We start from the raw sequence: 15,342 nt of genomic DNA on the forward strand, positions 1-15,342 counted from the left end.
TTTTTCCTCCTAGCATTAATTATATAGTGTTTATTCTTTAATCGCGCCAATCATGACCCCTTGGTTGAAATATTTCTGCAAGAAAGGATACAACATCATAATTGGAGCGGTTGAAACCACGATTGCCGCGTATTTCATCATATCAGCAGTGGCTCGCAATTCCGAAGCCAGGCTGCCGGTTGCCTGATTTTGGAGCGTTTGGTTGCTGATGAGCAACCGGCGCAAAATCAGTTGCAGCGGTTGAAGGTTTTCATCCGTCAAATAAATCAAGGCATTAAACCAAGAGTTCCAAATCCCTACCGCGGTCCATAAACCGATAACTGCTAAAATCGCCTTGGATAGCGGCACCACAATACTGATAAAATAACGAATAGTACTACAGCCGTCGATCTGTGCTGCTTCCCATAAACCTTCTGGAATACTGTTGTTAAAGAAGGTGCGGGCAACGATAATGTTATAACTAGAAACGGCGAAAGGAATCACCATCACCCAGAAGTTATCTAAGAGGCCAACTTGCTTCACCGTCAAATAGATTGGAATCAAGCCGCCACTGACAAACATGGGAATCACGTAGAAGACCGACAAATATTTTTTGCCATAAAGATCACTCCGGGACAAGGCATAGCCTGCAGGAATATTGACTAACAAGGCAAAAATCGTCCCTACAACGGTGTACAAGATGGTATTTAAATAACTACGCCATATCAGTGATTGTTCAAACAAGGCTTTGTAACCATCCAATTTCCATTCCCGTGGCCAAAACCAGATATGGCCATTTGCGACATCAGCCGGATCACTAAAAGAGGCGATGATGACAAACCATAACGGATAGACAATCAATAAAATCAAGAGAATCGCACCACCGTAAATCATCACGTCAAAAAGTCGTTCTTTAACATCTTTCTTCCGCCAGCGACTTACGGAGGTTTTTTCTTTGCGTTTGATCAGTTCCATACCTTTTCCCTCCTAGAATAAGCCGGTCTTCGTGGTCTTGCGGGACAACCAATTGACAAAGACTAAGACGATGACGTTGACGACAGTGTTAAATAAGCCAATCGCGGTGGACAAACTATATTGAAAGTTTTGCATCCCCACTTTATAAACATAAGTGGAAATGATTTCACTTCCTTGTAAGTTCAGCGGATTTTGGAGCAACAAGACTTTTTCAAAACCGACATTCAAAATTCCTCCAGCTCGCAAAATCAAAAGAATCATCGCAGTTGGAATAATCAAAGGAATATCGATGTGGCGGATCTTTTGTAACCGAGACGCGCCATCCATCGTTGCCGCTTCGTAGTAGGTTGGATCGATGGCAGACAAAGCCGCCAAATAGATGATACTGTCCCAGCCTACGTGTTGCCAGACATCACTCCAGACATACACCGAAGCAAAGCGGCCAGGACTCGAAAGCAAGTTAGGCATATTGATATTCAATAGTTTCAAAGCATTGGCAATCAAACCATTATTTGGTGACAAAAAGAGTAACAACATCCCGCACATCACCATCGTCGAAATAAAATGCGGCAGGTAAGTAGTGACTTGGAAGAATTTTTTGAACTTCTCGAGACGAATTTGGTTACAGATTAATGCCAAAAGAATCGGTAAGGGGAACCCTACAATAATACTGTAGATGGAAATCTTTAGGGTATTTTTTAAGGTGACCCCAAATTGGAAGGAATTAAAGTATTGCGTAAAATGCTTTAAGCCCACAAAAGGACTTTTCAACATTCCTAAGGCTGGTGAATAATCCTTAAAGGCAATCATCAACCCACCCATGGGAACATAAGCAAAGATAATCAGTAAAATAATTGACGGTAATAACAACACGTATAAAGGAATGCTTCCCTTAATCTTGCGCTTGTACAAGTCTTTAAAGCCCTTTTTTGCAACCGGTGGGCGTAGTGACTTCTCCATAAAACTCCACTCCTTTTCGTATAAAAGTATTGATGATAAAAACCAGTCTGATCCTCTACCAGATCCCTTCGTCTAGAAAAAACTTTCCGATGAAGGGCTAGTTTTTGCTAACTTTTTCACCCCACTATTAGCATTTTTTACAACTCGTTGTTTTTCCTTACACTATCGATTATAGTGGGCGGTAGCTTTTCCTTATAGAACTATCAATAGGCAAACTTAGTAGATTTCCGTCAATTTCTGGATGCGCTTTCTAGCGATTGTGTACATTTCCGACAAAGCAAAAAAAACTGTCGTAAAAGTACCATCGTGAAGAAATAGAAATACAGTATAATGAAGATAAGAGGTGAAAGCCCATGCAAAAACTAACGTTAACCAACTCGAGCCATTCCATCGACTACTATGCAAAGATGCTGATCATCCTATTGATTCCCATCTTATTCATCAATTTTATTTTGAGCTTTTTAAGCATCAGTACGATCCATAAGCAAAATATCAATCAGATGACTAGCTCTATCAATATTTATGCTGATTCATTGCAAAAAGAATTGAAAGCCGTGGATCACTTCATGTTTTGGAGCGCCCTACATGAACCTTCAATCGACGAAATCGCCACCAGTACGACTCACAACGAGTACGAAACTGGCCTGCGAAAACTTCGCTATCGCGTCACCGATTTTATGTTTTCCACCAATGTGGACTGGACATTTTTAGTAGCTACGACAAGCAACCACCGTTTTACCAATGCTTCAGCCCTCCATCTGGATTACAGTGTCTATCACCAGCTAGAAGACTTTTTCAATCAGCCAGAACAACTAAAAACGACGAGTGGCGCTAGTAATAACTGGGAGAAAGTCTCCTTATACAATCAAGAGTACCTTTATCGCAGCGTCCACTACAATGAAAAAACGATTTTCGCAGTCGTTGCTACCAAGGATCTCCTAACACCGTTGAATACAATTGAGATTGGGAATCAAGGTAGCATTTCAACCATGCCTCCAGAGACTCAGTCAAACGGCTTCATCAATCTGCTTTTTGGTAACCCGGTATTACACTTTAACCAAGAGGAAACGCAGCTACCGTTTGATGTCTTTGTGAAGATTGATTATCCTTCTGCCTTTAAAAATATGCTGTTTTTGCAGGTAATGATGTTACTACTACCATTTATCATCGGTGCCTTTTCGCTATTTTTACTTTTTTATATTCAAACACGAGTGATTCGACCGGTGCGGCGCTTTACCGATCGTCTGATTCGGATTTCCAAAGAAGAACCGGTGAAACTCATCGACGAGGGAATTTCAGAAATCGATAATGCCAATGATCAAATCACCGGGATGGTGCGGGAGATGCAAAATCTGCGAATCAATGTGTATGAGTCGGAATTGGAACAAAAAAGAATGGAGTTGAACTATCTCCGTACCCAAATTCAACCCCATTTTTACTTAAATATCCTTTCGACGATTCACAGTATGGTGCAAACGGAAAATTATCACGAGATAGAGGAGCTCACCTTATCCACCTCCAAATATCTCCGCTACTTGTTTCAGTCCACCCAAGATTTTGTTGGTCTTTCCGCTGAACTGGCCCATATTGAAAACTACCTGGCTGTCCAAAAATTACGCTATGGGGATAGCTTAAAGACCTATCTCCATCTGGATCACAACCTAGCAGATGCAGCGATTCCCCCGCTAGTTTTGCAAACCTTCATCGAAAATGCCGTGAAGCATTCTTACACGGTGGATGACAATTTAGTCATCGATATCGATGTCAGCTTTACTAATCTCGCCAAATCTCACTATACAATCACGATTAAAGACAATGGCTACGGTTTTCCCGAAGATGTCTTAGAAAAACTCCAAAGCCACACCTCCTTAGTGACGCCGGAAGGTAAACATGTTGGCCTAACCAATGTCCGGGAGCGTTTGGACTTACTCTATGGCACAAAATACCAGCTAGCCTTTAAAAATCAACAAGGTCATGGCACTTGGATTCAATTGATTATTCCTTATCAAGCCATCACAGCCAGCAGCAACCAACCTAAACTAAACACTTAACCTATCAGCAGGTTTACTAGCTAGCACCTGACAGAAGAGATCGGATTTTTGACACACCGGGAGGAAATGGAAATGAACATTTTGTTAGTGGATGATGATCGCTACATCGTCAAAGCATTACAAGAAAAAGTCCATTGGTCAGCTTTAGGTATTAAACACGTCTTTAGTGCCTACAATATGCAACAGGCCCAAGAAATCATCAAAACACAAGCAATCCAACTGCTAATCAGCGACATCGAAATGCCGCGAGGAAGTGGTTTGGAATTATTATCTTGGATACGCCAAGAAAACTATGAAGTACAAGCGATTTTTTTAACCAACTATGCTGATTTTAATTACGCTCAAAAAGCGATTGAACTCAGTAGTTTTGAGTACTATCTAAAACCGATTGAATACGATAAGTTGGAGCTGATCATCAAAAAAGCCGTTAACAAAATCAACGAAAAACGCCAAGCTTCCGCCTTATCTCCCAATGATCGCTATGTCTTGGAACGGACCTTCTGGTATGACCATCTCCGCAAGCCCCAACGAACCGATGACCAACAAGCTCTTTTTTTACAAGATAGTCGTAGGATGGGGCTGCAATTAGCAAATGATGAACGATTACTGCCCATCGTCGTCAGCTTAGACATTGATTTTACGCAACATACAGCCAACGAACTCACCTGGAGTGAACTACTCAAGTCAGCCATTGACCAAGTATTAGTGGCCCAGCCAGCTTACCGTCTTGGTGCTTTATTCAAAATCGATACTTGGTCAGAAAAATATTTTCTGCTCTTAAAACGTTCGCAGCAGCTAACTGGTGATTTCTCCCTTGAGATGGAAACCTTGCACCAAACCCTAAGCCAGCTCACCCAGCAAAAAATCCAACTGATTGTCGGAAATAGTGCCAACCTAGACACGATTTTGAACCAAACAAAAGCCCTCTATGATTTTCTCGACCAAGCAGTGGGCCATTCCCAAAGTGTGTATTTACTTCGGGGAAAACTGCCAAACTTACCCGTCTATCAAGAAGAACCCTTTGAGATTACCAATTTTTTGTTAGCCAATTCTGGCCAACAACTAGATGACAGTTTGTCCCAAGAAATGGCCTCTTTTGAAAGTCAGGGCTTGATTGCCCTACCCGTTTTAAAGAGTTTGCGTTTGGATATTACGCAAAAGACGGGGATTTACTTGGACGCCAAAGGGATTTTGGCCCACAAGCTCTTTCAAAATGTCGAACACGATTTTTTGCTTCAGCGTTGTTACAATTCTCTGGAAGCTTTTTATAGCTATCTCACCAATTACTTTGAAACTGCGCGAAACTATATCCAGTTGCTAGACTCCAAGCAATCCATCGCCAAAATCTTAATCACTTATATCGACAAGCATTTTACCGAAGACCTTAACCGCAAAGCTTTGGCTGAGGTGGTCTATCTCAGCGAAGATCATCTAGCACGCCTTTTCAAAAAGGAAACCGGTCAAACGTTGGTCAACTATATTACAGAAAAACGTCTGGGCTTAGCCAAAAGTCTGTTGCTACATTCCGATGAACCTATTTATCAAATCGCTAGTTCGGTAGGCTATGACAATTACTCCTACTTCACCAAGATTTTTAAAAAAGAAGTCGGCGTGACCCCAGTAGAATATCGGAATACGGCTCAGCCTCGTCAACGATAAGGTCAAACTCCATCTAAAAAAATCCCCACTGCGTCGTAAAACCGCAGTGGGGATTTTTTAGACTAGCAAGCAGTGGTTGGCAATGGGGTAATTTTAGCCCCATCATGAAAGCAACAGATTTGATAGACTTGGCCTTGATACTTAATCTTAAAAGCAACTTGAGCCCATTTTTTGGGTAACCGAGGTTGCAGAGTGACTTGATTGTTTTTGATGGCTAACCCGCAAAAGCCTAAAATTGCCACCATCCAAGCGCCACCGTTGGCTGCTGGATGGGTCCCACCAATATACAAATCCCCAGCGAAAGTTTTGCTTTCACCTGTCAAATCCACTTGAGCGGTCTTCATGAAATAATCATAGGCCCAGTCTTGCCGGCCAATCATACAAGCTACCAGCCCATAAATACACGCACTCAAGGAGGAGCCATGTTCTGTGCGGGGCTCATAATACAACCAATTTTTCTCAAGCTGAGACTGAGAGTATTCATCAGCAAATAAATACTGCATCATAATCGTATCGGCTTGTTTAATAACTTGCGTGTCACTTGCTACTCCATAAGCTCCTCCCCAATACTCTTTGGGATCTAGGAGTCGTTGCCGCAACACCGCTGCTGTGGTGTCCTCCAATTGGAAATAGCCATCAAACTGTTGGACTAACTCAGTCTCAGAATTTGGCTGAGGCACATAGATTTTATCCGCGATGACCTTCAATGCAAATAAATCTTCTTCAAAGTCCAGTTTTTCAATAATAGCAGCAACTTCCGCCGGGTAACGCATCGCCAGTGCGTCTGTTAAGTTGACCGCTGTTTCTATAGTAAACTGAATAAGTTTGGAGGTGTAGGCATTGTTGTACACTCGTTCATGGTATTCATCCGGTCCTAAGACATCAATCGCTTCATAGCGGTCTTTTTCCGACTTGTAATACAGATAAGACAGATAAAATCGTGCAGCTTCTAAAATAACTTCCAACCCTCCCGCCAAAAGGAGGCTTTCATCTTTGGTATAGTCCACATATTGTTTTAAAGCATAGACGATATCGCCAGAAATATGAATCTGTTTATCCTTGAAATACGTCCGCTGGGGGCGTTTGGTAAAGACATCCACCACATTGTAGTCGCTGGTGGCATCATAGCCTGCTTCTTGGGATTCCCAAGCAAAAAATGCTCCCCGAAACCCATAGCTCGCCGCCTTTTGCCGAGCCAGTGGCAAACTATCAATCCGATATTGCAATAAATGTCGAACTAATCGGCTATCATGATGCAAAAAGACTGGCATCATAAACATTTCCGTATCCCAGAAAACAGCCCCTTTATAGGTTTGCCCCGATAGCCCGCGAGCGGGAATCGACAAGCCGCTACGGTGATGTGGAGCGATAATCTGTAACTGATACAAGCTATAACGCAGGGCAAAATCTGCCTCATCATCCCCGGTAATGGTAACATCCGTCAGATCCCAACGCTTTTGCCAAACTTGCTGGTGGGCCTGCCACGCTTTAGCAATCGATGCTTCAGTAGCCCCCTCTAGATCAGGGCGGCAAGCCCCCCTTGGATCACTAGCTTCGTGGCTATGATAGATCGCGATTTGCTTTTGAAGCGTCACAGTTTCTCCCGCAGCCAACTCATAGGCTAGATGTCGCAACAGCTGCTTTTGATCCATCGTAAAATATTCCTGATACTGCTGATCACTGATGACTACCTCCCCGACAGAGACAATCTCTCCTTTGGCTTGAGTAGTAGCGGTCATTTGTAAGATAGGGCCGGTTTCCATTTGATAATCCGTCAAATGGGGACCGTTGATATCCCAAACATCCCCGTCAATCCCGGTGACAATTTCCAAATGGGTCGCCTTGGTGACCGTTACTTGATATTCCAACAACAAGGTGTGGACCTCCGCAGCAGAGGCGGTCCGTTTGGCTTTCACAGTGACATGATTATCTTTGATTTGAAAACTCGTTTCCCGGTGATGGGTCGCGGTATAAAGATCGAGACTTTGCTGATGTTTCTGTGGCTTATGGGTCAAAAGGCTGACGATTTGATGATCCACTCTGATAAAGGTGAAAAACGGGTTCGGCGCATTGACTGGTTCCCGCCATTTTCCTGGGACTTGATCATATAAGCCGCCTAAATTAATCGCCGCTAATTCCTTTTTACCAAATTCTTCCAGCGTCCCACGTACCCCGAGATAACCATTTGCCACTAAAAACTTGTTGCCAAAGTGGACTGTCTGTTTTGGATCATAGCCCGTTTCCCTTAATAGATGCTTCATGATGACTCCTTTCTCCTCCAAGGAAATTATTTTTTCAAAAACAGTCGCAAGCTTCGTGATGGGTCCTACTGACAGCATCTCGATCGTTGCGACTGTTTGCCAATGAAAATAGAAATCCCCCAGCTATCTGTCTAAATCTGGGCTAGCCTCCCAAATAAAATCATTCTTACCAGCCTTCAAGAGCACCTTTTTCTCATGGAGTAAAATCGACAACGCGGACTGTCCCATCATTTCGATAGTGTAACCGGTTTTTGTGACGGTGGTGAAGAGATGGGCCCCCTTGTAATGGACATGGAAGCTATATGCCTCCCAATCATTTGGAATCATCGGCGCCATGACCAACTCGGTGCCGTCTGTCCGGATGCCACCAAACCCATAAACAATGTTCATCCAGGCCCCAGCAATCGACGTGGTATGCAACCCTTCCCGCGTATTGCGGTTGTAGTTGTCCAGATCCATACGGGTGGCGAATTCAAAGAAAGCAAAGGCATCCGCTTCTTTACCCAACTCCGCCGCCAAAATCGAATGAATCGCTGGTGACAAAGAGGATTCATGAATTGTTTTTGGTTCATAAAACTCGTAGTTGACTCGTTTGACCGCTTTGGTGAAATGTTGGTTCAACAGAAAGAGGAACATCAAGACGTCCGGTTGTTTGATCATATCGTTGCGATAAATCCGATCGTAAGACCAGTGGTGATACAGTGGGAATTCTTCTACTGGAATCTGATGGATATCCACATGTGGCAGTTGGAAGAAACCTTCATGTTGCTCAAAAAGGCCCGCTTCGGTTTGGATAATCTTCATGTGATCGGAAATTTCCTGCCATTCAGCCAGTTCTTCTGCTGTCACACCAGTTTTTGCCAGCCCCAGTTGATAATCTTCAGGACTGTTGTCTTTGACTTCCGCCAATAATTCCCTAGCGTAATCGATACAGAACTTCGCCATCAAATTGGTGTAGGTATTGTGATTGACCATCATCTGGAATTCATCTGGCCCCATCACCGACCACAAACCAAAGTTTTCATGATTTTGGTCCCAATCCCCACGACTTACCATGAAGCGACTAATTTCTAGCACCATTTCCAAGCCATGGCGATACAAAAATTCCTTATCATCAGCAAACTTGCTGTAATGCCAGACCGCAAAAGCCACCCCAGAACTCGGCTGAAACTGCAACGATGCATGTTGCCACAAGTCGCTGGATTCATGCCCATTCAAAGTTGCGATGGGATAACAAGCGCCTTGACAGTCCAATTCTTTCGCCCGCCCTCGTGCTTGCTCCAAGGTATGGTATCGAAATTCCAGTAAATTTTTAGCAGCCTCCAGGTTGGTTAGCAAATAATATGGCAGGCAACAAGTTTCCGTATCCCAAAAGGCATGTCCGCTGTAGGCTTCTCCCGTCAGCCCTTTGGCACCGATATTGTTGCGGGGGTCTTGCCCATGATAGGTTTGGTTCAATTGGAAAATACAAAAACGGATTCCTTGTTGTTGCGCTTCATCCCCGACAATCACGATGTCTTGATTTTCCCAGACTTGATCCCAGTAGGCCCGCTGTGTCACAACAGCTTGCTCCCAAGTCAATTGCTGACTCTGCTCAAAGACACGCAAGCCAGCTAACCAATCCTCACTCCCCGCCCCCGTTTTTTTGGCTACATTGACAGCGTGGCGGCGCACTCGAAAGGTTTCTCCAGCTGGTAGATTGATGATCAGCTTTTTCCCTACAAAATACTCCTCACTCAAAGGTTCCACTTGGTCCGGTTGGGTAGAAGTATCCAAGGTAAAAGCCGCGAGTAAGGTTTGTTTCGTGGTTTTGGTTTCTCCCAAAATCGCAGCTCCGGCTTCCAAATCTCCTTTATCGAGAATTTGCCAGTAGCGATAATCATCACCAAAATGCTTGGTTGCAAAATCCGCTCCCAAAGTCAACTCTAGCTTGGTTGTACCATCTAGAGGCGTAACAGAAATTTCCTGAAACATATTTTCCACTTGATTCATATGCAGAAAGCGAGAAAAATGCAACTTCACTTTTTTCCCACTGGTCAACGTCACGACATACTCCTTCGTCAAAATACCACTGCGTAAATCCAGTTCCCGCTTGAAATCGGTAATTTGACTTTCACCAATCGTCACTTGTTCGCCATCTAAAGAAATTCGAGTATACAACCAGTCCACCGTATTCACCATAAAATGAATCCGTTGCACGATTCCCTTGTACTGCACTCGATTCAGGTGTCGGCCATTTTCATAGATTCCATTGAAATAACTGCCTAGTAGCGTCTCAGCCGTCGTGCCTTCCTCATGGTAGCCTCGAACGCCCGCGTATTCGTTTCCTAATGAAAAAATCGACTCCGCCACTTCACTATAGGCCGGATCAGATCCTTTTTCGATTACTTTCCAGGGATCAATTTCAAAATAGCGATCAGCAATTTTAGCCATCTTTGCCACACTCCTTGCGTTTTTTTATAGTGTAGTGGCAAACGAAACCGCATTCAACGCTGGCGGCAAGAGATGTCGTGAATAGACGACGAATTGTCGGAATCGTGGAGGGCTTGTGCACTATTCAGATATCAACGGGGTAGCTTATCGGTTCCCTTGCGCAAAAAAGCCCGACATCCTTCAGACATCGGGTACTTGCAATTCGCTAGTTATTTCGCAATGTATTTAAAATTAGGATCCACTTCTTGATCCAACTGGTCGAAGCTTCCTTGAATTCGGCGCTCGACTTCCGCCAAGCCTTCCTTGTCCATCTTTTTGATATCGGAAATATCGATGGGGGCACCGAAGCGGATTTTGACTTTTTTACGCTTCAACAAGTCTTTAAAAGTCAACGGACCCTGATAAACACTGGGTACAATCGGTACTTTCGCCATTTTGGCAATCAAGGCCATGCCCCCTTTTAGTTCAGAGGAATGGCGGGTCCCAGAAGGAAACATGATCAGACCCAGCTCACTATTTTTCAACAATTTCACTGGGGTTTTGATGGTACTTGGACCAGGATTGTTGCGGTCTACAGGAAAGGCATTGGCATGGACTAGAATAAACCGCAAAATGGGATTTTTGAAGAGTTCTTCTTTAGCCATAAAAGAAAATTTCTTAGGGCTAGCGGCCAAAGCCATATAGATGGGATCCCACCAAGTTCTATGGGGCGCGACGAGAATATAGTTGCGATCTTTGGGTAAGACTTGCCGGTTTTGGTAATCCCCCCGGCCATTGGCGACAAATAAAACCACCCGGGCCACCACACGGATAAATGAGTAAAACATTCGATCAACCTTTCAACGAACGTCAGCTAATCAGGGATTAACTCAACGATTTTTTCTATTTCCGACCTTTCACCCTCTAAGTATGCAAAACTTTTTCCAGAGTGACAAGCCTTTTTTCCCGTTTGCCAAACAGCTAGGACAAACGTATAATACATTTTATTGTAAGCAGTTGATTTTGGCAATTTTTTCCAGCCTTCCTTGGAAATTTTTTACAAAACAAAAACTGCGAGAAAGAAGGGAGCAGTAGGCGTGGGACTACAACCTGGAGAACGCATCGATCAACTCTACGCAGAAGGCATCCAAATCATCCAAAGTCGCGAGGTCTTCTCCTTCTCATTGGATGCGGTTCTTTTGGCAAATTTTCCGAAAATCCCCAAACGTGGGAAAATCGTGGACCTCTGTGCTGGTAATGGGGCAGTCGGTTTGTTTATCGCAAAAAAAACAGCAGCTACCATTGAGATGGTGGAACTGCAACCGAGGCTAGCGGAGATGGCGCAGCGGAGTGTCGCCTTAAATCAATTAGAGGACCAGATCACCGTTTACAACCTAGATTTAAAGGACAGCCTGAGTAAAATTCCCGCTGATTCGACGGATTTGCTCCTGTGTAATCCGCCTTATTTTAAAAATCTCCCTACCAATGATAAAAACCCCAATCCCCACCTAGCGATTGCCCGCCACGAAATTCATGCCGACCTCCATGACGTCCTTCGAGTTTCGGCCAAAATGTTGAAGATGAATGGTCGCTTTGCCATGGTTCACCGCCCAGATCGCTTTTTGGAAATCATGCAGTTGATGCCCCAGTATCGTCTGGCACCAAAACGCGTACAGTTTGTCTATCCAAAAGCTAATAAAGACGCCAATATTTTACTGGTAGAAGGCATTAAAGATGGCAAGACAGACGGCTTCAAAGTCGCGCCACCGTTGATTACGTATGGGGCTGACGGGGAATATACCCCAGAGATCAAGGAGATGCTTTATGGTCGCCACTGAACATTTTTTCTACGTCTTGCATTGCCATGACAACAGCTACTACGGCGGCTACACCACCGAATTGACCCGCCGTCTCAAGGAACACAACTCCGGCTCTGGTGCCAAATACACCCATCCCGCCAGTCGCCGGCCGGTGAAGATGATCCATGCGGAAGTCTTCGCTACCCGCAGTGAGGCCACCAAAGCCGAAGCCGCCTTCAAAAAACTCGGTCGCAGGGCCAAAGACCAATATTTGCTAGCCAATGAAGCGAAAAACGTCCTGCTCTCCCACAGCGTCTAATTACCGAAAACCTAATTACTAGGTTGCTAAATTTCGCCATTTTTGTGCCATCAAAAGTGTCCAAATAAACAGAGCACTGCCCACATCTCGCGGCAGTGCTCTATTTTTATTTCGATTCGCTTGAGTAAAGTTCCGTCAGCGCCATCAGCAACTCAGTCAAACGTCCCGGGTAAAAAGGCCAATTGGTCAAATGCTGGGCAAAACTCATGGCCGCGATTTCCCGTAAAATTGTAAGCTCCGTCTTGTGAGTGTATGGTCCCAACTTCCACAGTGACAGGCGATAGTCCTGGGGTGGCACCATTTTTTTCGTCTCATCCAAATAATGAAACAACTCATGAGCCAGTGCTACCGGTCGCCATTGTTCGTAAGCCAACAGTGGCATTTCTGCTGTTTGGACCCCCTCATCATATTGGGCAAACCAGCGATTGACAAACAATTGATTAGGCGTTTCAAAGTAGCCAATAGTGGTGAACTCCGGCGCCACAGGATACTCGTCTTCTGTCACCTGAGCGCCATAAAAATCGGCAATGGCCAAGAGATTCGGCACGAGCTCCTCACTATTTTCAACAAGCAGATTAGCTATCTGAGCTTCCCCAGTCTCTTGCAACACTTGTTCGGCCAAGGCTGATCCTAGGGCTAACGCTTGATCCACCAAGCCCGCTTGTTCATCCGCAGCAATCTTAGACCCGAAGCGATCGGCCTGCAATTGATTCAAAGCATCTTGGCGGGGATCCGCTACCAAGGCGTCTCGGTAGCGCTCCGACAAGGTCATCATAAGTTATTCCGAGCACCCACGACGATGACTTCTTCTTTCCCGCCGTGCTGCATCAGCTCGGTATCCATCACCATGTGAAGTTGTGAGAGCTCCAGCATTCCGGTGTAGTCGATGACTTTCGCTCCGATACACAGGTAAATGTCTGGCGCCAGTTTGATATCACTCTTGTACACTGCCAAGTCTTCCCAGTAGGTATCCACGATATTGCGGATGCCTCCGACAGTGGTTTTCTTCGCTTCCGCATCCCCTCGTTGTACCTTGATAAAGCCTTTTTTATCGATGATTCGCATTTCTTGATGGTCATTTTTCATGGTGCCAAAACAGAAGAAGTAGTCATTTTCTTCAATCAAATGCACTTTGTCTTCTGGCACTTGCATGGATTTCGCCACGAGTTTAAGTGCTTCCGCTTCGTCAACTTTAGCTGACAAATCATTGGTGCGGACTTCTGTCGAACCTGTAGCAATCGCCCGAACTTTATTGGTTTGGGCATCGATTTCCATCTGTACCTCGATGGTTTCTGGCGAAGCACCGGATTTGGTAGCGGATTGGATTGCTTCGTTGCGAATATCTTCCAAATCTTGTGGGGATGGGTTCGGAATTACCCGTTCCACCACGTCTCGTACCATAGCCAAGGCTACCCCGATGGAGGAGATTACTTCTGCGTGTTTGGCGATATCATAGCCGAGGCCCATGCGTTTAGCAGTATAAGGAAGCAAGGCAGTTGCCCCGCCACCACCACCTACAAGCGAGATTTGGCTGCGTTCCACTTTATGTTTGTCGGCTAGTAAGTTGATGACCTTGATTACCACGTCACTGGCTTTATCCATGATTTGGGTGGCACAAGCTTCCAAACTCATGCCGAGGTCGGCTGCCAAAGCCCCAATCGCTTTGTTACAGCTTTCAGGATAGCCGTAAGAATAGTCCCCTTCTTTTACCAAACCTAAGCTGTTAGCTGCGCATGTCACGGTGATGGCATAGCGTTTGCCGTTTGCACATTCGATTGCGATATAATCATCTGGATCATTTTCCAAAGGTTGAATCCGGACCACTTTTGGATCCACGATTTCTTCTGGAGGTGTGAAAGCCACATACGGGAGCTTCGCAATATGGGCAGAACGAGGCCCGGCTGCCACGACACTATTGCGATCCGCACGTACCATACTCCCACCGGCTACACCAGATACGTGAACGTCCAAGGAACTAATCAAGGTTTTGTGTCCACCGACTACCGAATAATCAATCATCGGCCGACCATTCTTGATAACCCCGATATCCGTACTGGTGCCCCCTACTTCAAAGAACACCGCATTGGAAGCTTTCAAATACATCAAGGCACCGACTGTGGAAGCGGCTGGCCCGGATAACATGGTCAAGACGGGGCGTTTGCGCATTTCGTTGATATCCATAACCCCGCCATCCCCACGCATGATCATCAGTGGCACATTGATCCCGGCTTGGCGTACTGAGCTTTCGGTACTATCAGCGGTTTCAAACATCTTCGGCAAAATAGAGGCATTGATAACCGCCGTCCGTGTCCGTTTGGATAAGCCGTACATTTTACTGATATCGGAAGCTTGGGAAACTTCTAAGCCCATTTCTTTCCCGATTTCAGCGACTTCTTGTTCTTCTAAATTGTCATCGACCCCAAAAGCTTGGGAAGCCACAATCACTTCCGCACCGGCTCCCACCAATTCTTCAATGGTGCGTTTGGCGGTATTGCGATCATATTTTTTCAAAGAGAGGTAACGATTATGAGTCTTGATGCGGTGCTTGCCAGTTTCGTCTAAAACGATGTCATCGATGGCAACTTGGCGTTTAGCCAAAAAACTATTGCCCATCCCCACGACGCCCGTCACAGCCACGTCCCCTTCTAAAAGCGCGTTCGTAGCCTGGGTCGTACTATGAGCGATAAACGTAACTTCCTCTGGTGCAATGCCATTGTCCTTCAAACATTTTTCAAAAGCTTGTACCACCCCTGCGGATACGCCCAAAGGATCATCATGGGTGGTTTTTACTGAACCAATCCCCACAATTTCAAATGTATCATTATCAATAGCGACAGCTTTCGTATGGGTTCCCCCAACGTCAATGCCGACCCGAATAGCTCGTTTCATAACTGTTTTGCCTCCTTATTAGTGTGCTGAGATGGCTC

At 45.0% G+C, this 15,342-nt stretch carries 11 protein-coding genes; 4 read left to right on the plus strand and 7 right to left on the minus strand.

What is annotated here, in order from left to right:
* Positions 1–30 precede the first annotated feature (30 nt).
* Together ACO03U_RS09375 and ACO03U_RS09380 are read right to left on the minus strand one after the other, a co-directional pair.
* On the minus strand, positions 31–873 hold the full coding sequence (locus tag ACO03U_RS09375; protein ID WP_423104668.1) for a carbohydrate ABC transporter permease: 843 nt from the start codon (positions 871–873) through the stop codon (positions 31–33).
* Between the two features lie 93 nt (positions 874–966).
* Positions 967–1,914 (minus strand): ABC transporter permease, encoded by a 948-nt coding sequence (locus tag ACO03U_RS09380; protein ID WP_204686758.1) that lies wholly within the window; start codon positions 1,912–1,914, stop codon positions 967–969.
* Between the two features lie 353 nt (positions 1,915–2,267).
* On the opposite strand from ACO03U_RS09380, the gene ACO03U_RS09385 reads away from it, so the two are divergent.
* Both ACO03U_RS09385 and ACO03U_RS09390 read left to right on the plus strand, forming a co-directional pair.
* A complete protein-coding gene (locus tag ACO03U_RS09385; RefSeq protein WP_204686757.1) occupies positions 2,268–3,965 on the plus strand; it encodes a sensor histidine kinase in 1,698 nt (565 codons plus the stop codon).
* A 72-nt stretch (positions 3,966–4,037) separates the two neighbouring features.
* Positions 4,038–5,624: a helix-turn-helix domain-containing protein gene (locus ACO03U_RS09390; protein WP_204686756.1), complete on the plus strand. Its 1,587-nt coding sequence runs from the start codon at positions 4,038–4,040 to the stop codon at positions 5,622–5,624.
* Positions 5,625–5,686: 62 nt separating this feature from the next.
* Here ACO03U_RS09390 and ACO03U_RS09395 read toward each other — a convergent pair whose 3' ends face one another.
* From ACO03U_RS09395 to ACO03U_RS09405, 3 genes are all read right to left on the minus strand, one after another.
* Positions 5,687–7,885, minus strand: a complete 2,199-nt coding sequence (locus ACO03U_RS09395; RefSeq protein ID WP_204686755.1) for a glycoside hydrolase family 65 protein — start codon at positions 7,883–7,885, stop codon at positions 5,687–5,689.
* 123 nt (positions 7,886–8,008) lie between these two features.
* Positions 8,009–10,318, minus strand: a complete 2,310-nt coding sequence (locus ACO03U_RS09400) for a glycoside hydrolase family 65 protein (protein WP_204686754.1) — start codon at positions 10,316–10,318, stop codon at positions 8,009–8,011.
* 209 nt (positions 10,319–10,527) lie between these two features.
* Positions 10,528–11,145: a lysophospholipid acyltransferase family protein gene (locus ACO03U_RS09405; protein ID WP_204686753.1), complete on the minus strand. Its 618-nt coding sequence runs from the start codon at positions 11,143–11,145 to the stop codon at positions 10,528–10,530.
* A gap of 249 nt (positions 11,146–11,394) precedes the next feature.
* On the opposite strand from ACO03U_RS09405, the gene ACO03U_RS09410 reads away from it, so the two are divergent.
* Positions 11,395–12,135: a tRNA1(Val) (adenine(37)-N6)-methyltransferase gene (locus ACO03U_RS09410; protein WP_204686752.1), complete on the plus strand. Its 741-nt coding sequence runs from the start codon at positions 11,395–11,397 to the stop codon at positions 12,133–12,135.
* Entirely contained in the window at positions 12,122–12,415 is a 294-nt protein-coding gene (locus ACO03U_RS09415; RefSeq protein WP_204686751.1) for a GIY-YIG nuclease family protein, read from the plus strand. Before ACO03U_RS09410 ends, ACO03U_RS09415 begins: the two co-directional genes overlap by 14 nt.
* A gap of 106 nt (positions 12,416–12,521) precedes the next feature.
* Here the strand turns inward: ACO03U_RS09415 and ACO03U_RS09420 are convergent, their stop codons facing one another.
* A complete protein-coding gene (locus tag ACO03U_RS09420) occupies positions 12,522–13,190 on the minus strand; it encodes a hypothetical protein (protein WP_204686750.1) in 669 nt (222 codons plus the stop codon).
* Complete coding sequence (locus tag ACO03U_RS09425) at positions 13,187–15,304, minus strand: hydantoinase/oxoprolinase family protein (protein WP_204686749.1); 2,118 nt, start codon at positions 15,302–15,304, stop codon at positions 13,187–13,189. Before ACO03U_RS09425 ends, ACO03U_RS09420 begins: the two co-directional genes overlap by 4 nt.
* Positions 15,305–15,342: the final 38 nt, after the last annotated feature.

The sequence above is a fragment of the Enterococcus diestrammenae genome (assembly GCF_049384045.1).
GTDB lineage: Bacteria > Bacillota > Bacilli > Lactobacillales > Enterococcaceae > Enterococcus_C > Enterococcus_C diestrammenae.